General features: G+C 49.9%; 28 protein-coding genes and 2 pseudogenes. 2 read left to right on the forward strand and 28 right to left on the reverse strand.

The window, feature by feature from the left end; genetic code table 11:
- Positions 1–15: 15 nt before the first annotated feature.
- From FN001_RS01280 to FN001_RS01295, 4 genes and pseudogenes are all read right to left on the reverse strand, one after another.
- Entirely contained in the window at positions 16–888 is an 873-nt protein-coding gene (locus tag FN001_RS01280; protein ID WP_038259682.1) for a VirB6/TrbL-like conjugal transfer protein, CD1112 family, read from the reverse strand.
- A 3-nt stretch (positions 889–891) separates the two neighbouring features.
- Positions 892–960, reverse strand: a complete 69-nt coding sequence (locus FN001_RS01285; RefSeq protein ID WP_082241415.1) for a hypothetical protein — start codon at positions 958–960, stop codon at positions 892–894.
- A gap of 105 nt (positions 961–1065) precedes the next feature.
- Positions 1066–2735 (reverse strand): annotated as a pseudogene (locus tag FN001_RS01290) (recombinase family protein).
- Complete coding sequence (locus tag FN001_RS01295) at positions 2736–2933, reverse strand: hypothetical protein (RefSeq protein WP_006873181.1); 198 nt, start codon at positions 2931–2933, stop codon at positions 2736–2738. It abuts the pseudogene before it with no gap.
- Here FN001_RS01295 and FN001_RS18655 point away from each other — a divergent pair.
- Complete coding sequence (locus FN001_RS18655) at positions 2907–3146, forward strand: hypothetical protein (protein WP_004612762.1); 240 nt, start codon at positions 2907–2909, stop codon at positions 3144–3146. The two genes, FN001_RS01295 and FN001_RS18655, sit on opposite strands and share 27 nt — an antisense overlap.
- A gap of 28 nt (positions 3147–3174) precedes the next feature.
- Here the strand turns inward: FN001_RS18655 and FN001_RS01305 are convergent, their stop codons facing one another.
- The 7 genes from FN001_RS01305 to FN001_RS01335 form a co-directional block, all read right to left on the reverse strand.
- Positions 3175–4512, reverse strand: coding sequence for a virulence-associated E family protein (locus FN001_RS01305; protein ID WP_142410545.1), 1338 nt, complete (start codon positions 4510–4512; stop codon positions 3175–3177).
- Complete coding sequence (locus FN001_RS01310) at positions 4481–5125, reverse strand: CHC2 zinc finger domain-containing protein (RefSeq protein WP_142410546.1); 645 nt, start codon at positions 5123–5125, stop codon at positions 4481–4483. Before FN001_RS01310 ends, FN001_RS01305 begins: the two co-directional genes overlap by 32 nt.
- 66 nt (positions 5126–5191) lie before the next feature.
- Entirely contained in the window at positions 5192–6766 is a 1575-nt protein-coding gene (gene mobQ, locus FN001_RS01315) for a MobQ family relaxase (RefSeq protein ID WP_008394607.1), read from the reverse strand.
- Between the two features lie 186 nt (positions 6767–6952).
- Positions 6953–7291: a helix-turn-helix domain-containing protein gene (locus tag FN001_RS01320; RefSeq protein ID WP_003509323.1), complete on the reverse strand. Its 339-nt coding sequence runs from the start codon at positions 7289–7291 to the stop codon at positions 6953–6955.
- A gap of 525 nt (positions 7292–7816) precedes the next feature.
- Entirely contained in the window at positions 7817–8113 is a 297-nt protein-coding gene (locus FN001_RS01325) for a DUF3847 domain-containing protein (RefSeq protein WP_005927679.1), read from the reverse strand.
- Positions 8106–8447 (reverse strand): DeoR family transcriptional regulator, encoded by a 342-nt coding sequence (locus FN001_RS01330; protein WP_005927681.1) that lies wholly within the window; start codon positions 8445–8447, stop codon positions 8106–8108. The genes FN001_RS01325 and FN001_RS01330 overlap by 8 nt, the downstream gene beginning before the upstream one ends.
- Positions 8444–8632 carry a hypothetical protein gene (locus tag FN001_RS01335; protein WP_005927683.1) on the reverse strand — a complete coding sequence of 63 codons (189 nt, stop codon included), beginning with the start codon at positions 8630–8632 and terminating at the stop codon, positions 8444–8446. The genes FN001_RS01330 and FN001_RS01335 overlap by 4 nt, the downstream gene beginning before the upstream one ends.
- A 483-nt stretch (positions 8633–9115) precedes the next feature.
- Between FN001_RS01335 and FN001_RS01345 the strand changes: the two genes are divergently transcribed.
- Entirely contained in the window at positions 9116–9922 is an 807-nt protein-coding gene (locus tag FN001_RS01345) for a helix-turn-helix domain-containing protein (protein WP_005924756.1), read from the forward strand.
- 61 nt (positions 9923–9983) lie between these two features.
- On the opposite strand, the gene FN001_RS01350 is transcribed toward FN001_RS01345, so the two are convergent.
- From FN001_RS01350 to FN001_RS01440, 17 genes and pseudogenes are all read right to left on the reverse strand, one after another.
- Positions 9984–10946 (reverse strand): DUF3658 domain-containing protein, encoded by a 963-nt coding sequence (locus FN001_RS01350; protein WP_005927687.1) that lies wholly within the window; start codon positions 10944–10946, stop codon positions 9984–9986.
- 29 nt (positions 10947–10975) lie between these two features.
- Positions 10976–11353: a TnpV protein gene (locus tag FN001_RS01355; RefSeq protein ID WP_005927690.1), complete on the reverse strand. Its 378-nt coding sequence runs from the start codon at positions 11351–11353 to the stop codon at positions 10976–10978.
- Entirely contained in the window at positions 11313–11585 is a 273-nt protein-coding gene (locus FN001_RS01360; protein ID WP_002593556.1) for a helix-turn-helix domain-containing protein, read from the reverse strand. The genes FN001_RS01355 and FN001_RS01360 overlap by 41 nt, the downstream gene beginning before the upstream one ends.
- A gap of 281 nt (positions 11586–11866) precedes the next feature.
- Entirely contained in the window at positions 11867–13492 is a 1626-nt protein-coding gene (locus tag FN001_RS01365; protein WP_002594230.1) for a recombinase family protein, read from the reverse strand.
- A 127-nt stretch (positions 13493–13619) separates the two neighbouring features.
- A complete protein-coding gene (locus tag FN001_RS01370; protein WP_002594231.1) occupies positions 13620–13814 on the reverse strand; it encodes a transposon-encoded TnpW family protein in 195 nt (64 codons plus the stop codon).
- The gene (locus FN001_RS01375; RefSeq protein ID WP_002594232.1) at positions 13811–14665 is read right to left on the reverse strand and encodes an ATP-binding protein; all 855 of its coding nucleotides are present in this window, start codon (positions 14663–14665) and stop codon (positions 13811–13813) included. Before FN001_RS01375 ends, FN001_RS01370 begins: the two co-directional genes overlap by 4 nt.
- On the reverse strand, positions 14662–15423 hold the full coding sequence (locus FN001_RS01380) for a replication initiator protein A (protein ID WP_425518624.1): 762 nt from the start codon (positions 15421–15423) through the stop codon (positions 14662–14664). The genes FN001_RS01375 and FN001_RS01380 overlap by 4 nt, the downstream gene beginning before the upstream one ends.
- 109 nt (positions 15424–15532) lie before the next feature.
- Positions 15533–15919: a cysteine-rich VLP domain-containing protein gene (locus FN001_RS01385; RefSeq protein ID WP_002594234.1), complete on the reverse strand. Its 387-nt coding sequence runs from the start codon at positions 15917–15919 to the stop codon at positions 15533–15535.
- Positions 15909–17534, reverse strand: a complete 1626-nt coding sequence (locus tag FN001_RS01390; protein ID WP_142410547.1) for a relaxase/mobilization nuclease domain-containing protein — start codon at positions 17532–17534, stop codon at positions 15909–15911. The genes FN001_RS01385 and FN001_RS01390 overlap by 11 nt, the downstream gene beginning before the upstream one ends.
- Positions 17506–17901, reverse strand: a complete 396-nt coding sequence (locus FN001_RS01395; protein WP_002594236.1) for a plasmid mobilization protein — start codon at positions 17899–17901, stop codon at positions 17506–17508. Before FN001_RS01395 ends, FN001_RS01390 begins: the two co-directional genes overlap by 29 nt.
- Positions 17902–18528: 627 nt before the next feature.
- Entirely contained in the window at positions 18529–19017 is a 489-nt protein-coding gene (locus FN001_RS01405) for a hypothetical protein (RefSeq protein ID WP_002569239.1), read from the reverse strand.
- 595 nt (positions 19018–19612) lie between these two features.
- A pseudogene (locus FN001_RS01415) lies at positions 19613–19741 on the reverse strand (Maff2 family mobile element protein); the annotation flags it as partial.
- Between the two features lie 95 nt (positions 19742–19836).
- Complete coding sequence (locus FN001_RS01420) at positions 19837–21672, reverse strand: VirD4-like conjugal transfer protein, CD1115 family (protein ID WP_142410548.1); 1836 nt, start codon at positions 21670–21672, stop codon at positions 19837–19839.
- Positions 21659–22138, reverse strand: coding sequence for a PcfB family protein (locus FN001_RS01425; protein ID WP_486463474.1), 480 nt, complete (start codon positions 22136–22138; stop codon positions 21659–21661). The genes FN001_RS01420 and FN001_RS01425 overlap by 14 nt, the downstream gene beginning before the upstream one ends.
- 43 nt (positions 22139–22181) lie before the next feature.
- On the reverse strand, positions 22182–22895 hold the full coding sequence (locus tag FN001_RS01430; protein ID WP_142410550.1) for an antirestriction protein ArdA: 714 nt from the start codon (positions 22893–22895) through the stop codon (positions 22182–22184).
- Complete coding sequence (locus FN001_RS01435; protein WP_118533151.1) at positions 22895–23236, reverse strand: DUF7768 domain-containing protein; 342 nt, start codon at positions 23234–23236, stop codon at positions 22895–22897. Before FN001_RS01435 ends, FN001_RS01430 begins: the two co-directional genes overlap by 1 nt.
- Positions 23237–23519: 283 nt before the next feature.
- A complete protein-coding gene (locus FN001_RS01440) occupies positions 23520–24968 on the reverse strand; it encodes a ParB/RepB/Spo0J family partition protein (protein WP_142410551.1) in 1449 nt (482 codons plus the stop codon).
- Between the last annotated feature and the right edge of the window lie 198 nt (positions 24969–25166).

Raw genomic sequence — 25166 nt, forward strand, 5'->3', positions numbered from 1 at the left:
TCTTTGAAATGTGTTCTAATGAGCATTCCAGATTGATTTCGCAAGGGAACCTGTCTTGAACAGGCTGAAACACAGAACAACGGTATAAGCTGCCACCGACCACAGTGCTGTGTGCAGATTGTCCGCAACCGCAATGCCGGATACCAGCACCGCATAGATTGCCACGCATACCATAATGAAAAATCCCTGAAACGCCAGTGAACACAGTCCCTTGATATAATTGTTGCCGATACCGCCCCATTCCCGGTTACTGAATGTGGCAAAGGGAACCGGAGCTACTGAAATATAAAGGTAGATTTCAATCATTCTCCCGAAAAGCATGACGGTAATAAGCAGGGAGATGATTTTCATACATAAGCTGACAATCATAGTTTCGATACCAAGCCCGATCAGCTCGCCGATGCCCATTGTATCAATCTGACTGTCAAACATGGTTTTTAGGGTATCCGTCACATCAATGGTAGTGGAACCCGAAACAATACCGCCTGCTCTGGTCACGATATGGTTTCCCACATCAAAAATCGCCATTGTGATGTCAAAGGTGTAGCTGAGAAGCAGCACAGCGATACAGGCTTTGATAAGGTAACGGAAAAAGAACTCGCTTCCTACTTCATGCATATTGTTCTTATCCATGACCATTGTAATCAGCTCATAGCAGAGTATCGCACTGATGATCATGCCCGCTATGGGTATCATCACATTTTCCGAAAGGTTCTCTATCATAGAAAACACTCCGCTGTTCCATGAACTGGGTGTCCTGCCGACTTCCCCTGCGATTGTTCCGACCTTATCATTCACATCTGTAAACATCGTAGTAAGGTTGTCCATGACCCACCCTTGCAGTATTTCCTTTATAAATTCAGTTATCTTGTCGAGAATCGCTCCCATGACTTAGGAAAACAGGCTTGTAAGCTGCGGAATTACCGTCTGTGCCACAATTACAATACCGCCACCCGCCATGAGCTGTTTTATCCCCAATTAGGTGTAAAACTCTGCTCGATGGCGGGCGGCGGCGTACAAAAAATCTATATGGTGTTTTTAAGAGAACCGTCCCGGCGGGACAGGTCAGGCAGTGACCTGTTCCACCTCTGGGATGGGTTTGAGATTAAAATGAATTTCGATAGAAATGTGTCTTGTTTTATCTTCGTCAATGCGCTCATGCACGACGATTTCTTTGATTAAGCGGTTAAGGGTGGCTGCGTCCAGCTCTGTGATGTTGGCATATTCCTGAATGGCTTCCACCCATTGTTTTGCGTCATTGGCAAGCTGGGCTTCATCGGACAGCCGCTTTCTGCCCTCGGACACTTTTGCTTTAAGCTCCGTCTGCTCGGTCTGTGTCTTTTCCAGCATGGTGTTGAAATTCTGCTCACTGATACGCCCTGCAATCATATCCTCATAAAGCCGCATGACCATTTTATCCAGAACCTCAATCCGTTCCTCGTCCCTTGTAAGGGAGCGTTCCATTGCTTCCCGCTGTTCCCGCTGCTCGGCTTCACAGGTATTAGTCAGGCGGTCGGCAACCGCTTTCCCGTCCATCAGGGCAGCTCTGGCACATTCCCGGATTTTCCGCAGCACATGGCTGTAAAGGGTGTCATAATCAATCCGGTGCTGGGTGCAGTGGTTCTTTCCAAAGGCATTGTAGGTCTTGCAGGAATAAATCTGCTGGGGATGTTTTGCGTTTGTGTAGCGTATCGTCAGCGACTTCCCACACTCGCCGCATTTTATCAGTCCGGCAAACAGGCTGATTTCATTGGTCTGCCCCGGACGCTGGCGGGATTTCAGCTTGTTCTGCACAATGTCAAAGCTCATGCGGTCAATCAGCGGTTCATGCTGTCCCTCCACCACAATCCAGTCCTCCGGCTTCTTTTCCCCAATCGTGCCGATTTTGAAGCGGTAGTCCTTTTTCTGGGAAGCAATCGCCCCAGTGTAGACGGGATTCATCAAAAGGTCTTTGATAACGGAGAAGTCCCACATATACCGCCCGTTTTCCGGGTCTTTCTTTTCCCATTTGGTGCGGGTATTGCGAAGCCCCCGTTCCCGGTTCCACCATGTGGGGCAGGGGATTTTTTCTTCCTCCAGCCGTCTGCGGATATAGTTCGGACCATGACCGTTTAGGGCATATCCGAAAATCAGCCGCACAATCGGGGCGGTTTCCTCGTCAATGAGCAGATGGTTTCTGTCCTCTGGGTCTTTCCGATACCCAAAGGGGGCAAGACACCCGGTAAACTGTCCTTTCTGCGCTTTCAGAAGATAAGAGGAATGGACTTTCTTGAAATATCCTTGCTGTACATCTCGTTCAGGATATTCTTGAACGGGGCAATATCGTTGTTATCACGCAGGGTGTCGATACCGTCATTCATGGCGATATAGCGGACACCGTTTCTTGGGAAAAAGTCCTCAATCAAATGCCCGGTTTGCAGATAGTTACGCCCCAGTCGGCTGAGGTCTTTCGTGATGACAAGGTTGATTTGCCTGCGCTCAATGGCTCTCAACATTCTCTGTAAATCAGGACGCTCCATATTAAGACCTGTGAAACCATCGTCCTGATAGACTGCCACAACCTCCCATCCCTGCTTTTCGCAGTATTTTTCCAGCATATCACGCTGGTTTGCGATACTGGCACTTTCGCCTTGCAGGTCATCGTCCTTTGACAGCCTGCAATAGACCGCCGCACGATAGCCCCCGGCAAGTGCCGAACCGATTGTTCTGTATTCCATTTCGTTCATCATAGCCATTTACCCACACAATCCAGACGGTATCTGGCTCTTTTGAACCTCATCTTCATTATACTTCAAATCTTTCTTTTTAGCAAGATATTCTTTTGAATTTGTCTTTCCATATTTCTGGGAAATCAGGCTGACGAACACATCGGTTGCGTCAAGCTCCCCGTCAAACACAGTAGTCACATGAATCTCTGTTTTGTTTTTTGCCATAGGCAGTTATCCTCCATACATGAAAATAGCCAGACAGAGGGTGTCGGCAACGAAGTCCGGCAACGGGCTTCAAAAGACCTTGCAAACAATCTCAATCTGGCGATGATTACTATTTATACTTTTCTTTTATTTTTCTGTTGTTTTGGTTGTTATAAGGGAGAAAAGCCCGGAAATAAGGGGTTTTCCCCGGCAACCGGCTCGGCAACGGGATAGCAACAGGGGGTGCAACGGGCTGTCATTTTCAGAATGGAAGCTCCATCTGTTCTGTGACCTCCACAAAGCCATCCATTGCTTTTTCAGACGGGTTGCATAAGTCCGTTGCCGGGTTTTCACGCTCCCAGCCCTTTTGTCTGCCGTATTCGGAAAACATTCTTGGATTCGGGAAGTACCGCCAGCGGTCAATGCATTGGTTCATAATCTCGTTGATTTCCCGTATTTCCCATTGCTTCGGCTCGTCAAAGGCATGGTTCAAAGCTTCCTTATAGAGCTGCTTGGAGCAGACCATGCTCCCGGTGTACTTATCAAGATACGCCTGTATCATCCCGGCTTTGGTGTCCTCCGGCATAAAATCCCGCTGGTGTTCTTTGAGATACCGCTGCATGGCAGGGCTGAAAGCCAGCTTGAACCTGCCGCTTCTGTAAATTTCCATCGCTTCTGCCCACATCTGCTCGATATAGGCTCTGGAAGCGGCTTCGTCCTCCAAAATGTGAACCTCGGCTTGCTCCGGGTACACCATGACGGGGATAAAGCGGCGGTTGCCGGAACGGTCAAGGGGCAGGAAGTCAAGGGCATTGGAAGTGCCGCCAAACACGCACTGACGGGGGCGGTCTGCTGGGTGGGTTTCATAGGGTATCTTGTAAACCTCTTTCTGCCGGCTTAAAAATGACTTGATTTCCTCAATGCTCTTGGCGTTTGCGGTTGCCATCATTTCCGACATTTCGATAATCCAGTGACCTTGCAGCTTACGGTACACATTGTCATCGTCCAGCTTCCGCAAATCATCGGAGAACCACTCGTCCCGGACTGCCAGCAGACGGAAGAAGGTGGACTTGCCAGCCCCCTGACCGCCTACCAGACAGAGCATGATTTCAAATTTGCACCCCGGCTGAAAGGCTCGTGAGATTGCGCCCAGCAGGAACAGCTTCAACGCTTCATAGGTGTAATCGTCTGCGTCAGCCCCCAGAAAGTGCCGCAGGCAGAAACGGATTCGCTCTGTCCCGTCCCACACAAGGGTATTGAGATAGTCCCGGATGGGATGGTACTTGTTTTCATTCGCCACAATCCCGATGGCGTTATCAATCTTCTTCTCATTGGTAAGCCCGTAGGTTTCTTCCAGATAGAGAAGCAGATACTTCATGTCCGTATCGTTCAGGGCGGTGCTTTCCCTGTGGAAGCCGATGGGCTTTATGATGTCCTTGCGGTCGGTCAGGATGTTGTATGCGATAGCCCCGGAAAGCAGCGGGTCACGCTGGAATATGGTCAGGCAGTTCCGTATGCTCTGACGGACACCGCCTTTCTCGGTAGTTTCCAGCCCCGCCTTGATTTCCTCAATGCTCTGGGGCGGCTGCATGGCGTTCATGGTGTTTTTTAGTTCTTGCTGCGTTTGCGGCGGCAAGCTCTGCCATTCGCTTTTCAAGCTGTATCACATCCTTCCCGTAGTCCGTAATCAAAGCTGCTTTTTCCTCTGTCTCCCCAAAGAGCAGCACATCCAGCAGATATTCCACTTGGTCTTGCTTCTGTAAGGCTTCCACGAACCGGGGATGAAACGCTTCCTCCGGGGAGTGCGGGGCATAGTCGGTTTTCCATACCCGTAAGAGGTGTAGATAATCGGCAAGGACACGGAAGCAATGTGCCTTTGCTTCCCGGAACTGTTCTTCCGGGGATTTCTGCCGGGGCTTGGGCTTCCTTGCCCTGCCCGGTGGCTTCCAGTCCTCATAGGCAAGCCCGAAGTCACTCGCCAACTGTGCGGCGGCTTCCTTTTTCCCCAGCCCGTACAGGGCAGCTACAAAATCAATCACATCCCCATCTGCACCACATCCGAAGCAGTGGAAACGCTTGTCCAGCTTCATGCTGGGGGTCTTATCGTTGTGGAACGGGCAGCAAGCCATCCCGTTTCTGTTTACCCGGATTCCGTAATGCTCCGCAGCCTGTCTTGTCGTAACGGACTGCTTCACAGCTTCAAATACATTCAAATCAATTCCTCCTTGTAAAAAAGAAAAGGCACTTATCATTCTCAATCTGAAAATGGCAAGTGCCTGTTAAAGTTCCATATCCTGTTGTTTGTGTTTCGTCTGCGCCGGGGCGTTTTTCTGTGCTTTCTTCTCGTCAGCCTTATCCTGCAAGACTTCTTTGAGGGGCTGCTTCTTGGGCGGCTCTTTGCTTTCCTCTGTGCCGGGTGTGGCTTTCCGTACCCAGTAGCGGATGTCCCGCAGCTTCTTCAAATCTTCCTGCACCTCGGTCAACGGTACTTTCAAGTCTGCGATTTCGCCCACAAGCTTCGCCTGTTCCTGCAAAAGCTCCTTTTTCGTGCTGTCCTTATCATCCGGGTGCTTGGCAAGGTAGGCACTGGCTTTCTCAAACCGGGCAACCTCCGGGTGTTCCAGCTTGAATTTTTCCTTAGTTTTCTTGAAAAATATCTTCTGGTATTTCTCATAAACGGGCTTACATTCCTTACAGTCCGTCCGGGCGGCAAGGATAGCGTCAATCACGTTGCTGCGGGTTTCCTTTGGCTTCATCTGCTTTCGGTAGTCGGCGGCAGATTTCCCGGACGTTTCTATAAAGTTTTCCAAATCCTCCACGGTGGAAAGTCCCTTTCTCTGAAGATAGGACAGGGCTTCGCTGACTGCCTTTAAGTCTTTGGAAGTTCCACGGTTTTGTCCCGCCCGTGTCCAGTCGCTCCGTTCTGCCTTTCGTACCTCCATGTACTTCATCAACAGATTGGGAAGAAATACCGCTTCCTCCGCAGCTTTTTCCGCAAGCAGTTCTTTTCGTTTTTCACTAAGCTCGATAATCCAGCCTTTGAGATTTTTAATAAGCTGCCGGATAGACTTCATCAGGCTGTTGGCGGCTTTGATTTCCCGGTTCAGATTTCCGATGTTGGTCTGAATCCCTCGCTTTTCCATCTGCCGGACAGCAGCACCCTCATGGACGGTAGGGATAATATCAAGCCCCTGTCTTTCATAAGAACGGAGATCCACCCGCTCCGGGCGGTTGTTGGCTTCCAGATAGCGGTTCTGGATGATCTCCCATTCATGCCGCCAGATTTCACAATACTTGCGGTCGTTCCAGTCAACCGTATCTTCCTTGTGACTTTTCCATCTGCCGGACGGAAGTTTTATCCGTTCCCCGTTCTCGTCAAGGTCATAAACCTTGCGGCTCTTGGGAAGCCATTTCCCATGTTCATCCATTGCCCGCATAGTCAGCATGACATGAGCGTGAGGGTTTCCGTCCCCTTTGTCATGGATGGCAAAATCCACGCACATTCCTTTGGAAACAAACTGCTGATTGCAGAAATCCCGGACAAGGGCGGCGTACTGGTCGGGCGGTATCTCTCTGGGGATGGTAAGCACCCACCGCCTTGCAAGCTGGGAATTCCATTGCTTCTCCACCGCTTCGGCGGCGTTCCATAAAGTATTGCGGTCTGCATACGACCGTGGGGCATTTGCCGGAAGCAAGATTTCATTGTGGACGATACCACGCTTTTCCGGGTAGTGCTTCACTTCCTGATCGTATCCACAGAACAGCTTTTCGCCGCTCTGGTAGGCAGCGGCGGCAACCGCAGACTGCTGTTGGCTTCGCTGCACAATCGAGATTTCGTTGTGTGGACAGGGCATTTCGTGTCCCTCCTTTCGGTAATTGGTGGATGGGGTGGCGTTTTACCACCTCATTTGGGGCAGAAAAAAAGCAGGAGACCTTTTCAGATTTCCTGCTCGGTGGTGCCGCCGGTGGGCGGCTGGTATTCAGTTTTGAAAGTTCGGGTCAGGGTGGCCCGATGATGAAATAAAATATCTGCATGAAGATTATTCAACTTCTTTTAGTAATTCTTCAACAGAAATACCGTAAAGTTTTGCAAGTGCAAAAAGATTTGATGTGGAAGGGTCGGATGTTCCATTTTCCCATTTTGAAACAGCCTGCCTGCTAACACCAATCGTTTCAGCAACAAATTCCTGCGTCATTTTGCACTGTGTTCTGTGTACTTTGAGTGCTTCACCCAACGATTTCCTCACTACGGATTTTTCCTGCCGTACATCTTTTGAATGGATATATTTGAGTAATGCACGAACAATAAGGGTAAGCAAACCAACAAAGATACATAAGAAAATTATTCCAACGATTATCATAAATACGGTTACTTTCATTTGACCACCTCCTAATGTTGCTGTTGGCTTCATTTCTCTGTACGGATATATTTAAGCAATGCACGAATAACAAGGATAAGCAAGCCGACAAAGATACATGAGAAAACTATTCCGACTACAATCATAATGATGTTTACTAACATTTGGATGACCTCCTTTCTTTGTTGGCTTTATTCTATCTGAATTACCGTGTTGCTACCACCAACTATCAAGCAATTATCAGTTGCATATCGGTTGCACAATGATAGCGTTCTGTTTTTTGACCTTATTATACTAAATTACCGTAGATAAGGATAGCTCGACTGATAAAACTTGCTGGACGGGAACAGCTTGCAGCGCAAGGTGTTTCCGGGCGGCAAGTCCACAAAAGGGTAGCTGGCGACAGCCAGCGCAGGGGAAGCGTAGCGTCCCCTGTATGATTTGGAGCAGACCATGACTGCGGAAAATCACAGCCCTCCGGCGAGGAGCCTTCGGAGAACGCAATGCACCAACCTTTGGGTGGTGTATAATTGCGCCCTTAGTAAACTAAGGGGGTTCCGGCATCTCCCGTTCCAGCAGTTTTTTCAATAGTTCCTGCGTGTCCTGTCTGTGAAAAATGAGTTTCAACAACAGCATGACATCATCATCTGTCAGGCGTTCCGGCTCTTGCAGAAAACTTTCCAGCATACCGCCACGGGTACAGAGCCGGTGCGTCCGTTCCTTTCGGGTAAGCTGTTTCAACTGGTGCTGCAATGCCTTTTCATCATTGATGGCTTTCCGCAGTTTCTTTTCGCTTTTTTCCAACTCCCGATTGAGTTTTTCCAGCTTTGAGGTATCAGGCAAGGGCAGCGTCCTCCTTTCCCGGTATCAGCACATAAATCCGGTTTGGTTCTCCAATGCCCTGACGCACCCGCATGATAAGTCCGGCAGTTTCCAGTTCATTCAGAGAACGCTTGACCGTCATGGAGCTGCGGGACAGGACTGCGGCAATGGCTGTGACAGGGAAGCAGACAAAGAGGATTCCGTTCTCGTCCTCCTGCCCTTTGGAGAGCATAGCGTCCAGCATCCGGCAGTACATGACCTTTGCGGTGCTGCTGACTGGAAATCCTGTCAACGCTCTGGGAAAAGGCATACAGGGCGGCAATGGTGTGTCTATCGTCATAAATTCAAAATTCATTCTGTGTGTTCCTCCTTTTTCTTTGCTCGTTTGGATAAATAACAGGGGCAGTCAATCACAACCGCCCGGAAGCTCTGCTTGCACCCATGCTGGCATTTCCGGCATAATTCGTTGTAAGTGACACGCCCCCGGTCATTGAGGTAAAAGGAAAGCTCATACTTCCTCTTTTTGCTCATTCTCGGCATATTGCGCTTCCTCCCGTTTTAGTGTATGGTTTCGGGGCGATTTTCGGTAAAATTACAGCCATAGAGCCGCTTAAAATCTCCCGAAGTATCAGCGATAGGGTAGACTGTCCCCCTATCAGATTGTTGTGTTTCGGTATCATTTCGGTGTCAGTTCGCCAGTTCTCCCCGGTGTCGTTCCTCCCCTGAATCTCACAGCGGCGTATCGCTCCCTTTGGTACGCTCGTTTTGGTCAGGGTTCCTCCATATCCCTGCCAAAATTCATGGCGCTACATCGCCGGGGAAGCATATCCCACACAGGCTGGTCATTCGATTGGAATAATCCATCGATGAACTACCTGTATCATAGAACATTTTTGTGCCCTGTGCCGTATGTCCACAAAGTAGGAATTAAGGGTAAAAATCAGAAATTTCCACGATTACGGAAAGTGTGATATAATCCAGATAAGCGGCAGCAATGAAACCGTTGGAAAGGAGCGTGTGCCCATGAAAGGAGCAACAAGCATACAGGAACGCCTTTGGGAACTCCGCAAGGACAAAGGCTTAAATCTGGAAGAACTATCAAAACTAACGGGTATTTCTAAATCAGCCCTTGGCAGTTATGAAAAAGAAGATTTTAAGGAAATCAATCATGGCAACCTTATCACGCTGGCAGACTTCTATGGGGTTTCCGTCGATTATCTGCTGTGCCGGACAGAGAACAGGGAGCAGATCAACACGCCACTGACGGAGCTGCATTTGAACGATGAAATGGTTGCACTTCTGAAAAGCGGTCGGATCAACAACCGTCTGCTCTGCGAACTTGCCACCCATAAGGACTTTATCAAGTTTCTTGCGGACATTGAGATTTATGTGGATGGGATTGCCACCATGCAGATTCAAAACCTCAACACCCTTGTCGATACTGTCCGACATGAAATCATAGAACGGTATCGCCCTGGCGAAGATGACCCACATTTGAAAGTGCTGCAAGCCGCCCATATCAGTGATGATGAATATTTCAGCCACATGGTTCTGGATGACCTAAACCTGATTATCCGGGATATTCGGGAAACCCATAAAAAGGATAGTGAGAGTGCGCCCCAGACCACTGTTGCCAATGAACTGAAAGAAAATCTGGAAGCGGTCGAAAATTTCAAGGGCAGCCGTTTGGAAAAACTGGCAGTGCTTTACTGCAAGCAGCTCGGTATCAACTATAAAAATCTGTCAGATGAAGAATTTCGCTGGCTTATTCGGATTCTCCAAAAATCAAAGAAAACGGGAACGCCTATCAACCAGAGAAAAAAACGGTAAAGGAAAACCGCTGTTGCATGGTTTGTTGGATTCCATGTAGCAGCGGTTTGTGCTGTGGTTATTACTTCATTCGTTTTCTTAATATTCGGCGATAATTTGTTTCTCCCTTTGGTGCGTCCTGTATAATTTCCAACACACCATCTTCAAGCATTTTATCAATGCGATTGGAAATCCATACATCACTAATTCCAAGTTGATATTTTCCTAAAACATTACCTATGACAATAGCCATTTTGAATTGCTCTGGCTGTTCCGCAATTTCACGAAGAATGAAACTATCATATATATCTTCTGAAACGCTTTGCAATTTACCATTTAACATTGCACGCAAAGGTGCATTTTCATTTTGAAGTTGATTCCATTTCATAGCACAAGCTGAAAGAAATACAGGATTAGCTTTCTCTTGTAGAGTTATATAGTTTCCCCATTCGCCAGGAGAGACCTCGCCCCATGCTATTTTGGATGTCATAGTATTTTCTTTTCCATATTCCCATGTAGGTAACTTAACCAAATAAATTGTTGTCTGGCAGTTTAAGGGTTGAAGTTGTTTCATAAGCCAATACATACCACAAAGCTCATCTGGATTATAGCTATACCAAATGCGAATTTCTTCCCCAGCTACATATCGTTCAATCACTGAGGTCAATGTAGTTTTAATTTTCTGTATTTTTTCTTCAACCTGATAATCTAAATCCTCTACAAAGCAGACAGACAGCATTTTCTTGAAAACATTTTTCCGCTGTTCGCCAATTCCATTATCAGAAATATCTCCCACACTAAGAGCCATATCAAAACAATAAACATCACAGCTCTTGCCTCCCAATGGAATAGCATTCTCCCAAGCAATGCGTTCTTGTTCCTGTGCTTGAAGCTGTGCTTTTTTCATTTCATCTGAAGATGGAACACTCCCGTCTTCATGCCTCATAAATATTGAAACAGCACTTCCTCTATACTTTCCCTTGCCGTAAGTTTGGGCAATTTTCAAACTTCCACAGGCACTTTCACCAAATACAATTTCAATCATCTTATATACCTCCGATTTAATTGCTCCCGTTATGAATAAATCATCTCATGCAAAACAATTTCTTCTGCCCGGTTATGAATGTTATTGCAACGCTGCACCCATTCCATTTGGTGGGTACGCTTCAATTCCTCGGTTACGCCCTCGGCAGTTTTCATCTGCTCCATGATGGTGTCTAACCGTTCCTGTGCCTGTTCGTTCAGGTCTGCAAGATATGTCCACAATTCCCCGGTCAGTATCAATGTATTCAATCTGGCTGGGTGGACTTCCCTTAAATATTCCCGGTGCATCCGTCCGTACTTTCCGATAGGGCGGTGTTCCTCCGGCAGTTTCAAGTCCGGGATGTAATAATCTCCGACAAGGATATAATCAATTCCGTTTTCCGTTATTCTTGGTTTCAATTCGCTCATGTTCCTTACCTCCTGTGGAAGCAGGCTCGTCTGGTACTAACTCAATCACATCGGTAATCTCACAATTCAGCGTTTCGCAGATACGGGCTAATGTATCCATGCTGATGTGCTTTCCCTCTTTGCTCATGTTGGCAATCATATTTGTTGTCATACCAGCGGCAAGCCTTAAATCCTCTTTTCTCATATCACGCTCTAACAGTGTGTGCCAGAGTGGCTTATAGCTGATGTGCATATTGTTTTCCTGCCTTTCTATCTATACCACCGGGGCGGCTGCCCCGGCAGGAACTTTTCTCTTATTATAGCACCAATCTTGTGAAATCACAATTTATTCTTGTAGCCTGCCGCTGATACCGTCTGGATTGTGCTTTTCCTTTCGTTTTTTGTTCCAACTAATTAGCCATGAGCTGCTTCATGCCCTGGGACTTTGCTTATGTGTGATAAAGAAGTAATAGAAGTGTAAAAAATTTTGCCGTTCCTATCCGGCACATGAGGTATGTCGGATAGGTCGGGCGGTTAGGTGTCGGGCAGTTCTACCTTGCCGACAAAAGAATAATAGATTTCGATTTCCTGTCTGCGTAACTTGCCCCGGCGTTTCCCGTCAAGGGCAACGCTTTCATGGACAACGATTTTCTCCACAAACTCCCGCAGCAGAGTAGGGGTAAGTTCTTCAATGGTAGTGTGCCTGCGTACCACATTCATAAACTTTTCAGCGTTTGCGGTGGCTTCCTGCGCTTTGGAAAGTTCTTCCCGCAGTCTGGCGGCACGTTCTTTCAGTTCTTTCTGCTCGGCTTCATAGTCTGCCGACAGCTCTGTGAAACGCTCGTCCGATATGCGCCCGGTTACGCTGTCCTCATACAGCCGCTTGAAGATAGCAGATAACTCGGCTATGCGTTTCTCGGCGGCTTCCAGCTCCTTTTTCTTGGCGGCGTTCCTGCGTCTGTCCCCGTCCTCATTCTGCTCGATTAAAAGCTTCATAAACCGGGCTTCATGCTTTGCCGCATAGCTGGTAACTTTCCGCAGATTGGAGAGTACGCCAGCGGTCAAGAGGTCAGTGCGGATAAAGTGCGCTGTGCAGTCGGCGGTGCGTTTCTTGTAGCTTCCGCAGATATAACAGTCCTGCTTGCGCTTGTCCGTCTGGTATCGCTGCTGGTACATGACGCTGCCGCAGTCGGCACAAAAGAGTATGCCGGAGAACAAGCCCACTTCGTCATAACGGTTGGGGCGTTTGCGCTGCTTGCGTAACTCCTGCACCCGTTCCCACGTTTCCCGGTCAATGATAGGCTCATGGTGGTTCTCAAAAACCGCCTGCTTTTCCGGGGGATTTTCTATGCTGTGTTTCAGCTTGTAGGACGGCTTCTCGGTCTTAAAGTTTACCAGACAGCCCGTATATTCCCGGTTTTCCAGCAGATGAACCACGGTATTGGTCGCCCACTTGCACTCATAGCCGGGGTGGTAGCGGCGGGTGCTGCCCGTCCTGCGGTATTCCAGCGTCCCCGGCGTGGGGATTTGCTGCTCGGTCAGCATACGGGCTATCTTGGTCGGACCGTTCCCGGCAAGGCAAAGGCTGTAAATCTGCCGTACCACCGGGGCGGCTTCCTCGTCAATGATAAAGTTTTCGTCCTCGTCCATGAGGTAGCCATAGACGGGCTTGCTTGTGATGGGCTTTCCGCTCATGCCCTTAGAGCGTTTTACTGCCTTGATTTTCTTGCTCGTATCTCTCACCAGCCATTCGTTAAAAATGTTCCGCAGCGGGGCAAAATCATTTTCCCCCTGTGCGCTGTCCACTCCGTCATTGATAGCGATGAAGCGGACACCTTTCTGTGGGAAAATCATTTCTGTGTACATTCCCACCTGTAAGTAGTTTCGCCCTAACCTCGACATATCCTTGACGATAACTGTCCCGACTTTCCCTGCTTCAATGTCTGCAAGCATGGCTTGAAATCCGGGTCTTTGAAAGTTCGCACCGGAATAACCGTCGTCGGTGTACCAGCGCAGATTAGAAAATCCATTCTGTTTGGCATAGGTTTCCAAAATCCTCTTTTGGTTGGAAATGGAATTGCTCTCGCCTTGCAGCTCGTCCTCATGGGACAGTCTTGGGTAAAGGGCGGTAATGAGTTGCTGGGTGGTCTGTCTTAACATAAATTCCTCCGTTTCCGACAGCCAGCCCCACTATTCCGTACCTTGATTGTACCACATGGGGCGGCTGTCTGTATAGCGGCAAAAGCGTCAAATCTGCTTCTTTACGGTCGGTAAAAATGACGGTTTTTCAATCAGGCTTATCACAGGTCAAATATCCGGCGGCGGCTTCTGCTTCCAGCACTTTCATCATCTTGTCAGCGGCGGTGTCGGTCGCCCCCTCCTTGAAAAAGCCAGACACCACAAGGATTGTGTTGCCTATCCTCGTTTCGGTCACGCAGTCCGGGCGGCGGGCAGGGCGTTTGTTTCTCTGGGTGTCGGTCATAGGCAAATCTCCTTTCCGGCAAGCAGCCGTTTCAGCTGTTCCATTTTTCCCTGTGCGGCGGCTTTCCTCAAATTCTCCCCGGTAAAGCAGAGAGGGGAACACATTTCAAGCAGGCGGTCATAAATCCGGGCGTGGGCGGTGTCCTCCGGGTGCTGCAATTCCTCCAGCGTGAGGTTGGTCGTCACAATCAGCGGCTTCCTGCTCCGGTAGCGGCTGTCAATCACATTGTAGACCTGTTCCAGACCGTATTCTGTGCCACGCTCCATTCCAAAATCGTCAATGATGAGCAGGGGGAAGCTGCAAAGGCGGGAAATATATTCGTTCCTGCCCGCAAAGCTGGCGGCAAGGTCGTTTAATATTGCTGCAAAGTTTGTCATGCACACCGGGACTTCCTGCTCCATGAGGGCGTTTGCAATACACCCGGCAAAATAGCTTTTCCCAGTGCCTACCCTGCCCCACAAGAGCAGCCCGTAGTTCCCGTCCTTTATCTGTTCCCAGCGTGCCACATATCCGGCGGCGTTCTTCATCTGCGGGCAGCTGCCGTTATCGTTGGCAAATGTCCAGTCCTGCATGGTCTTGTCTGTAAAGCCCTGCCGTTTCAGCCGTTCCACCGTTTCAAGGTGGCTGCGCCGCTTCTCGGCGGCTTCCCGTTCCTTACGGGCTGCCCGCTGGCAGTCGCACTCTGACGGGTGGCGGTCACGCCCGAAAAAGGTCTTGCCCTCCGGGAAATAGGCTTCTTTGGGTTTCCGGCATTTGCCGCAGTATAAAAGCCCGTCCTCCCCGGTGTAATCCTCCGGCTCGGCTGTGGTGTCGGTCATAGGCAGTATGGTGTTGTGGATTGTATCGGTCATAGGCTTTCTCCCTCCTTGAATGAATAGTCCGGTATGCCTTTCTTTGGCTTCTCTTTGGCAGCGTCCTCCTGCGCCCACTTGTAAATGGTGGCTGCATGGCTCTGGTACTGCTTCCCGGTGGAAGCGATGTGGCAGGAAAGGCGGTCAAGGTAATACTCCCACTTGCCGGGGAAGTCCTGTTCCAGCTCCAAAAGTTCTGTGTCAGAAAGAAATACATTTTTATATCTGCCATAAGCGGCGGGGGGCTGCCCCTCACTCGCTCCTTTTGTTTGGCTCTCTATTAGGTTGTTTATATTAGTTTGGTTAGGGGACGGTTTTCCGACCGTCATAAGGTCAGTTTTCCGGCTGTCAGTTGGTCGGTTTCCCGCCCTTATGAGGGGCGGTTTTCCGTCCGTCAGTTGGTCGGAAAACTGTACCACTGGGATAGGCGGCACTTTCACATACAGACGGTTGGCGGCAGAAAAGCCCGTCCGTCTGCGTTCCAGCAGCCCGGCAGCGTCCAGTTCGTTCAGTGCGCCCTTTATGGTGGTGCAGCCTTTATCCAGCATTTCCGCTATCTCTGCTATGGGGTAGACAATGTATGTCCGTCCCTCGCTGTCCTGCCAGCCGTTCTTCTGCGAAAGGGTGGAACGGTCTAACAGCAGCGCATATAACTCTCTTGCGGTGTGGGATAGGTCTGTTTCCAGCAGGAAACGGGGGTAAGGCAGGTAAGCGGGCAGCTCCGTTCCTGCGGTCATATAATCAGCGATAGGGTTCACCTCCTTGTGGTGTCTGTCTGTGGGTTCTGTTACGCTTTTAGGGGGCGTTTTTAAGGGAAAAGGATAAATGTATCACGCACCCTTTGACACCCTCCAAAAAAGCCTTGATTTATGCGGGTTTGAAATGCCCTAAAGCGTGACATTTCTCCCTTTGTTTCCGCTTCCGTTTGGCGGCGTTTATCCGCTTCATGCGTCCGGCGCAGTCCGGGCAGTATTTCCCCCGGTTGGATTTTGGGAAGAAGAACGCCCCGCAGACAGCGCAGCGTTTCCGGCTTCCCCGGCGCAAGAGGGCGGCTTCCAGTGCTTCATCAAGGGGCAGGACAGCGGCGGTAAACCAGCGGCAGAGCAGCGAATAGCTGATACTCTGTACACACACGCAAGGCTCGCCGTCCTCCAACAGCAGGCAGTTCCCGCTGTCATAGTTGCAGCACTCATGCACAAGGCGGCGGGCTGCCCGGTACTGGCGGTAGTCCATGCGGGGGATATTACCGTTCATGGCTCTGCTCCTTTCTGCGCTGCGGCTCGCTCCGGCGTAAAATCTGGTCGATATTGCCCTTGACAGTCTGCAAGCGGCGGTACTCCTCCCGTTTTGCCCGGTAATCGTTGTAGCCGCTGTTTTTCTCTTTGATAAGGCTTTCAATCTCTGCTTGCAGGGATTTATAGCTCGGCAGCTTGGAAATGCCGTTCTCCCTGAAATAGCGGGCGGCTGCGTCTGCTATGATAAAGTCACTTTCATGCTTCTGACGGTAGGCTGCTTTTGCTTTGGCGTTTTTCTGCTGTTTCAGCCCGTCCCGGACAGGGCGGGTCTTGGAATAGGCAAGCACCTGCCGTTGCAGCTCCTTTTTCCCGTTCAGCGTCTTTTCCACCTGCTTCAACCACGCAAGGCTTTCCTGCATGGCGGCATAGGCGGCAGAACAGGCTTCGTCCAGTTCCTCCGGGGAGGAAAAGCCGTACTGCTGATAGGCGGTAACGGTAGCTGCCATTTGCTTTAGGTTGTGCTTTGCCGCCCAGCGGTCATAGCCCACGCCCTTGCCCTCGGCTCGCTTGGCTTCCCGGTCAACCATGCGCTGCAAGGTGTTGTCTGCCGGGGTGGTTTTTGCAGCTTTTTCCCCTTGTAACGGCTTTTTAACTGCGGCAGGGTATTCGGGTATGGCTTTGGTCTGTTCGGCAGCTCTGTGGGCGTTCTGCGTGAGCAGGGCAAGGACAGCAGCCTTGTCAAAATCGTCCCCCAGCTTTCGGGCTGTGATAGGCTTTGTCCTGTCCGGCGTGAGGTAGGAAAGCCGCCCCCGGCTCTCCTTGACGGTCACACCCTCCCGCAGCAAAAGGGAAGAAAACTCGTCAAAGCTGCCAGCTTGGGAAAGTGCCTGCCGTATCGTCTGGCGCAGCTTCGCCTTGTCCGTTTCAAACTTGGTGGGCTTGGTCGGCTGTCCGGCGGCTTCTCTGGCGGCGTTCTCTTTGTCAAGGGCAAGCTGCCCTTTCTTTGCCGCCCAGTATTCCCGTTCGGTTATCCGTTCCTTGCTGCCGTTCAAGAGGTCGATTTGGTAAAGCCCCTCCCGGTGGCACATTTCCATGACTTCGCTCTTGAAATATTCCATAGCGGCGTTGGTGCAGCGGTGCTTGCAGCCCTCCAGCGTGTCGGCTGGTCTGTCCATGTAGGGCAGAAGCGGGACTTCGTAAATCCGCAGGGAGTTGATGACGATATGCACATGGATATTCCCGCTGTGGTTATGCCCGTCCGGGTGGGTGCAGATTAGGGCTTGGTGTCCGGGGAAATGCTCCTTGCAGAACTGCTCGCCCAGCTCCTGCGCCCGGTCTACGGTCAAGCCGTTGTCTGTCCCGTCCCGTGGGTCAAAGCTGATGATATAGTGGTGGCTTTTCACATCTTCCCGTTTTTGGTTTTTCTCATAGCGGAGATTGGCTCGCATACAGGCAACAGCGAAATCCTCGCCCCCGCAGTTGAGGGAAGAAATGCGGTAATCCTCCCTCGGTATCAGCCGCCCGTTTTCATCAAGGGTGGCTTTCATGGTAAACTCGTCATGCTCAAATGTGAGATAGGCTTCCGCTGCGCCATAGTCGGCGTTTTTAGAGCTGATATGTTTGAATGTTGCCAACAGCGTCACCCACTTTCTGCAAGACTTCAAACTTTAGGGCAGCAAGGTCGGAAACCGCCGCCCGTACCTCCCCGGCAAGCTGCGGATAGGGACTGTGCCACTCGTTCAGCGTCCGGGCTATCTGGTTTAAGTTGCCGCCGATCCTCCCGTATTCGGCGGTCAGCTTCCCGACAGCGGCAAGCAGCTCGTCATTGATGGGGGAAACGGTTATGATGGGGCGTATGGCTGCCCCGGTTATGGCTTGCCGGATAAACTCGGCTTGGCTCATGTGGTAAGCAGAAAGCCGCTGGGCAAACTCGGCGTATTCTTCCTCGGTCATGCGTGTTTTGACTACCCGGCTGCGGTGCGGCGTGTTGTATCGTTTCATAGGTGGTTGACCTCCTTTCTGTGCGTGGTGTCCTCTCACTAATAGGAGAAAAACAGGGTGTGAAGCGGAACTGTTTTTGAAAAATCCGAAAAATATTTTGAGGGGTTTTTCAGCGGCGCAAGCCGCATAAGCAGGGTTTGGGGAAGGCACTCCCCAACAAGATTCCCGCAGGGGCAAAATGAGCGATAAGCGAATTTTGGCACCTCGGTAGAATCTTGCTCTAAGAAACTGCCGGCCTGCCGTTCACTTGCTACTGCCACTTTTTCAGAAAATCTATAACCAGCTTTTTTTATAAAAGGCTGCGGGCTGGCGTTTTTCCCTTACTCCCTACAAACCACAAAAGAGCAGAATGGACGGACTTTCCGGCAAGAACTTTTCCGGCGGCTCGGTCTTTCCCGACAATAAGGCGTTTCGGAAGCTGCGTTTTGCCCGCTGTCTGAAAAAAATGGCAGCCTTTTTTGGTTTCACTGTCTAATACGGAACTTTTGGAAATTTGCCAAAAATGGACGCAAAAAAAGCAGCAAATCTTTTTCGGATTTACTGCTTCATGTGCCGCTGCGGTGCGGCGGGATGGATATTCAGTTGAAATAAAAGAGGATGGTGGTACTTTAGTCTATCGACTCTTTACTAACTATTAGGTAATCTTGAAAGATTTTCCTTGAATTTATCTAAAGAATGTTCATTGTTTCCCGCAAAAATAAGTGGAATTGTATATTCATATGATATGCCATTTTCATAGTCCGATAATTGTATTTTTATAGTATCATCCCTCTCATCTTTAGGTGCTATATATATGAATGAATTTTTATTTATATCAGATATTTTCCCTTTTTCAGAAGAAACAGTATAACCCCAGTCTGTTAAATTTGTCTTTATTGTAACTTCTGTTTCTGTTTCTTTTCTAGTCTGCAATGCTGTTTTATCGATTTGGATATCAAAAGGAGTCGAACCTAACAATTCACTGTTTATATTTACAAGTTCTTCTCCATTTGTTTTAGAAATATTAGATTCATCTTCATAATTTTGTTGAGATTCATCTTTTGGTGTTTCTCTGTTACATCCTAATAAAAAGCATAAAATAATTAGTACTAATACAGAAAGTTGTTTTTTTTGCATTTATTTCTCCTTTCATATTATCAAAGAAAGCACTGAGAGTACTTTCAAGAAATTTTGAAATATTCTAAATGCTTTCTATTTTTTGATTATAAACTTGCCGGTAATGATACTATGTTAATTTATCTCTTTCGCGTAACCTTTGTTGCAATATACACATGCACCATTCACCCATTTGTGAGACATTTCAATCGTCTCAACTTCATAAATGCTTACTTCTCCACAAATTAAACATTGTTTGTAATTATATACATGACGTGTCGCACATTTATCCCAGTCATCATATATACCAGGCATTTCATCTTCATATCCATAGTACTGGGGAGAACCCCAACTATGAGTATGAGCGGCAAATACAGTCATTGGAGCAGCTACAATTCCAGCTACTACTGAAAGTGCTAAAATAGATTTTCTTAAATTTATAAGTTCCTCCCTTTCCTTAAAAATACATAGCTCTTTGTTACATTGTCATTTTAACATAATAATTGGTAAAATGCAATAATTTATTTTCTATTTACGAGAAAATACTGTGCATATTATCTTATTTAGGAATAGTTAAGGCGGCTACCTAAATCTTTTTATTACTTTACCGCACATGAGCATTGGAGCCCGGGTTATCCGAGCCGTAGCCCTCCAGCAGATTAACCACGCCCCACACGCCAAGGCCAGCACCGAGAGCAATAACGAGGGTCTGTAAAGTGTCGATTGCAGATGAGAAAAATGCCATATAAGCCTCCATTTCTCCGGGATTTTCCCGGTAACAAAAAAGCCGCCCATACAGGCGGCAGGTTACAAACTTCGGGACACTTTGTCTCGAAGCGTTTATGCAAAGGCGTCTGGATCGTCGATGTCATCATAGTTGAGGATGTCCTCGTCCTCTTCCGTGAGTGCATCGTCCGGCACAGCTACCTCATACATCGTACACGCTTCGTTCAGCCCGGGCCGCCTGCGGCGGTTAATGAGCCTGTCGAGGTCAAAAGCGTTTTTCTGTTTATCGGCCTCCGCCGTATAGCGGTAGTTCGGATGCCGTTTCAGATCATACTTGGGAGAAAAGAACGGGGGCAGGCCCCGAAGCTGCAAAATACATTTATCTCCCGGCATGGTTGCAAGTTCGGCTGGGGTCATCAGTTCCCGGCCCAGCCGCTGGGTATTTTGACTGTAGCTTTCCGACTGACCACGGGAGCGGCTGTCGGTCTGCATACTGATTGTGGCTTTTCCCAGCCAGTTCTCGGATATTTCCTTGATGGTGCTGGCTTCGCGGCCACCAAGGAACACCACGCTGTCCATGTTGCCGAGGATTGTCTCGGCGTGCTTATCGTAAATGGCCTTGCATTGTGCCAACTGCTGATACAACAGGCAAAGACTCACCTCGCGGGAGCGGATAACCGCGACCAGCTTTTCGAGCTGGGGCACCTGTCCCGTGTTGGCTGCCTCGTCCCACAGCACCCGTACATGGTGCGGCAGGCGGCCACCGTGAACATTGTCCGCCCGTTCACACAGGAGGTTGAACATCTGCGAAAAAGCAAGCGCCACTAAAAAGTTGTAGGTCTGCGTGGTATCGGAAATGATGAAGAATACCGCTGTTTTCCGATCTCCGATGCGGTCAAGCTCCAATTCGTCATAGGCCATGACTTCACGAAGCTGCGGGATGTCAAAGGGAGCCAGCCGCGCACCGCAGGAAATTAAAATGCTTTTTGCCGTCTTGCCGCTGGCCAATTTGTACTTTTTATACTGTTTGACTGCGAAACAATCCGGCTTGCGCTTTTCGAGCCCGGCAAACATATAATCCACCGCGTTCATAAAGTCCTCGTCATCCTCCTTGACCTCCATGCCGGAAATCATATCCACAAGGGTATTCATGTTCCGATCCTCGGCAGGCCCCTCGAAAATGATGTAGGCGATCAGAGCACAGTACAAAAGCGTTTCCGATTTCGTCCAGAATGGATCGCCTTCCTTGCCCTCGCCCTTGGTGTTGGAAATCAGGGCATCCACGAATTTCAGAATATCGGCCTCGTTGCGGATATACGCCAGCGGGTTATAGTGCATGGATTTTGAAAAATCTATGCTGTTGAATACCTTGATTTTGTACCCGCGTTTTTGCAGGAAAGCCCCGACCTGTCCCAGCACACCACCTTTGGGATCGACCACCACATAAGAGGAATGGGCCTGTAAAAGCTGGGGCGTAAGCCAGAAGCGGGTTTTGCCGGAGCCGGATGAGCCGATAATGCAGCAATTCAGGTTTCGGGCATTTGCGGGGATTTTAGGGCGGGTGTTCATCGTGAGAAACTCCGTCCCGGTCAAAATCATGTTGTTTTCAAACTTAGGATCAACAAACGGTTTGATGTCTTTTTCCGTTCCCCACCGGGCGCTGCCGTATTCTGCATCCCGCCGAAACTTCTTAGCGTTCTTGCTTTTGAAATAGATCAGCAGCCGGAAAACGATTGCGCCCACAATGCCGACAAGCCAATCCAGCGGGGCAAGACCGGGTGCAAAGTCAGCAAAGGCCGGGCCAATCGTCTGGCCCAGCCCGATGAGCTTATGTGCAAAATCGTTACCCGCCGCCAGCCGGTAGGCCGTTCCCAGCTTGAGGAACGCCCACAGGATGAACAGATAGGGAATGTTCGGAATGAGATATTTTCTGATCTTATCTGTCCTCATGGGCCACCTCCTTTGCACGTTCTTTTTGTTTCGGCTTTTCTTTGGAAAGATGATCCGCCGCCTGTTTCATTTGTTCCCGGATGGGAACACGGTTCGATTTTGCTTTGCTTAACACCTTCCGGGAATACTCAGAAAAGCAGGCGGTCATTGCGTCTGCCTGTCCAGCCTTGAAAAACAACAGGTATTTGTCCGGCCCGGTTTTATAGAACGCATAGTCCACATTCCATTTCCGGGCCACGCGGTCAAAGGACTTGGCATCCCCGGATAGCTCAATGCTGTTTGTGGCTGTGCCGTGGGCCATGAGCTTTCGCACACTTTGTTTGCCATGCGGTACTTGCCGCCCACGGTATGCCTTGCGGATCTTCCGACCCACCATGCCCAGCACATACACCAGTCCCCGCGCCGTCAGCTTGGTCGTTTTTACAGATATGGCTATCGTGCGCCGGGAAATATCTTCATCAATCAGTTACACCGCCTCCTTCCTTGGGACAATTTGTCTCGAAGTGCCATCACCGATCCCCACGGTCTTTTTTCTGCATTTGACGGTAGCCCTCCAAAGAAGAACCGTCTATGATTTCCTGATAAGCCGCCATCTGCTCCCGGATCGAGAGCTTCGGGAAAGAGAACACTTTATGTTCCTTGGGAATATCCTGCAAGCCGTGATACACTTTCACGAAATGATCGCTTTCTTTGACAACATAGCCGCCCGGGGCAAAATGGCCGTTTTCGTGGATGCAGGCATCCCGGCCATACGCCTCATAATCGAAATACGGTTTTACCTGATCCGGCACATCCAACATTTCCAGATCGTCCACATAAATACGCCCCAGCGTTTCCTCATCGGATACGCCGGGGTAAAAGCCGTAACAGTCCAGATTTTGTGTCAGATTGATGATGTCCCGCACCGAAGAACAGTGATCGCCACTGTCGAGGACGGCCTCCAGTGTTTCCAGCTCCGATGAGGTAAGCTCGGAAAGCAGGCAGGCCAGATGATTAAGCTCGTCCAGATTTTCATACTCGCTCAAATGGTCATAGAGCCCCAGCACATCCCCATCGAAAGAGGTAATAAAAATTTCCTGATAGCGGACGCCATCCACGCCGATCCGTTTCAAGAGAGCCTCCACCTCCTGGGCGGTTGTGGGAAATTTCAGTGTTTCACCCACAAGCTGGCCCTCGCTGTACTTTCCGGCGTTGGTAACGTAGGCTTCAAACAGGGTCGCCATCAGCGACGACCCTGCCCCTTGACGGTCAGGATACCCTCAAGGGTTGTTGCCGTAATTCCCAGCCGCTGGGCCACGGCAATATCATTTTTCATGGATTCGGTCATACTGTGCCCGCAGACAACCAGCACATGAGAACGGCGGAGCAGGTCACGGCTCATGTCGATGCCGCTTTTATGCTCCTCGGGAACAGCATCGTTGAGAAACAGGGGCAAGTACAAAGGCGGGCAAATAGGAGAAAAGCCTGCCTCATACACGGTGCGGCAATACTGCGCCGCCAGTTCTGCGTTTTCACTATCGCCGCCGAGCCATGCAGCGGTGATATAAGCAAGGGGTCGTTTCATCGTTCATACCTCCGATATTTTAATAAGAAAGTTCAACCCAAACCCCACGCCCTTTCCCAGTCTTGGGAAAGGGGGCGGCTCTGGAGGATATACCCCCGCCGCTTGCCGGGGAAATAGCACAGCCGGGGCAGACCGTCAAGGGCGAGCCGCCGAAAACGGCGGTGCGCTGCACCCTTGACGGTCCACTCCCGGCTGTACTAAAAAGCAGGCGGCGACGGGGGATATATACCACCAGAGCCTCTGCGCGAGGGCGGGGCCTTCGGGACAAAGTGTCTCGAAGTTGTTACTTGTCAAGTTCCTGCTTTTTCGGGGCTTTTGCCAGCTCCGGCGGCTGTTTTTCTTTCCAGTCATCCAGCAGGGACATAATCTGTTCTTTCATTTTGGCGGGAGTGACCTCCTTGCCAAAATACTTTTCCAGTTCCGCAGTAGAAATAATCACGCCTCGATCCTCCTTTTTCTGTTCTGATAAGATACCGTCAATGACATCGCCGTTGAGCTTGCCTTCCTTATCCAGCTCCCGGAGCCGTTTAGCTTGGGCCAGCGAGGGCGAAGCCTGCTCCCCGTCAATGGAAACAGCAATAAGCCTCTGATTTTTCGGTTTGATGTAGGACAGTTCCACGGCAGGCATAAAGCCCATCTTTTTATCGTCTACCTTATCCAGAAGCTCCGGCACAAGAGAGTTGAGCCGCAAGTAGCGCATGACCTTTTTATAGTTCATCTCATGCGCCTCGCCCACAATCTCAACCGAGCGTTTTCCAACATCGCCTTCCGCAACGCCTTTCAGCCGCCCGCCCTGATGCTTAATGTCCTCAACCTCAAGTTCCAGCAGCGCGGCCAATTCACTGGGGAGCATCCCGTCACGCTGCTTGTTGCTGTCCTTCATGGCCTGCACCGCTTCGTGGTCGGTCATTTCACGGACAATAAAGGGCATTTCCTCCAGCCCCGCCAGTTCACTGCCGTGGGTACGGCGATGGCCCGCTACAATTTCATAGCCGTTTCCGTCTTTCTCCGGGCGGGCAAGACCGGGAACCATTACACCGTTTACGCGGATAGAAGCAACGATTTCCTGCATCTTCGCATCGTCCCGTACCTTAAAGGGGTGCGGACGGAATGTGTGAAACGGATGAACCTCGGAAAGTTTCAGATAAACCAGCTTGCCTTCCTCAACCGGGCGGGGCGGTGTGGTCGGCTCGGGAGCCGTCTGTTCCGCAGTAGCAGTTTCCTTCGGTGCCGTATCCTGTGCGGGCTTAATGGGCTCCTTGGCATCCGGGGCCTTTCCGTCACTTCGGGACACTTTGTCTCGTTTGGACGGCTTGGGCTTGTCAGGGGCCGTCTTATCCGCCTTGGGTGGGCGGCCCTTGCGGGGCCCAGCCGATTTCTCCGATTTTTGATTTTCAGTCGCGGCCTTTTCTGCTTTCGGCGGACGGCCACGGCGCGGCTTTTTCGGTTCCTCCGTATTGGCGGGCTGCGGTGTTTCTCCGGGGGCTGCCGCCTCCGGCGCTTCGGGGGTTTCCGCCTTTTCGACTTCGGCGCGGGCGTTCTGTCTCTTTTCTGCCATAAGCTCATTGATTTTGTCAAAGGACACAACCACATCGCCGGGCTCAGGTATGGCAGGCCCGGTCTGTTCCTGCTGGGGTTCAGATGCTGCGGACTGTTCGGGTGTGGCGATAGGCTCGGCGGCCTCCGGAGAAATATTCTCCGCAGGGCCAGTATTCAATTTTTCATCGGCCATTTACGATCCTCCTTTTCGTTAAAGTTGCACAAATTTGAACGCTAAAATTTTGTAGTTATTTTTGTGCCTCCTTTCCGTCTATCCACGCAAAAAAGCCGCCCGTTTTTCATGCCGGACGGCTTTTTGCGTAATGTGATAGATCAAATATTATTTTTTCTGGTTTGTAGGCTCCGAAAAGCCTTGTATTTACAGTGTTCC

The organism is Clostridium sp. Marseille-P7770, assembly GCF_902143525.1.
In the GTDB taxonomy this organism is placed as follows: domain Bacteria; phylum Bacillota; class Clostridia; order Lachnospirales; family Lachnospiraceae; genus Pilosibacter.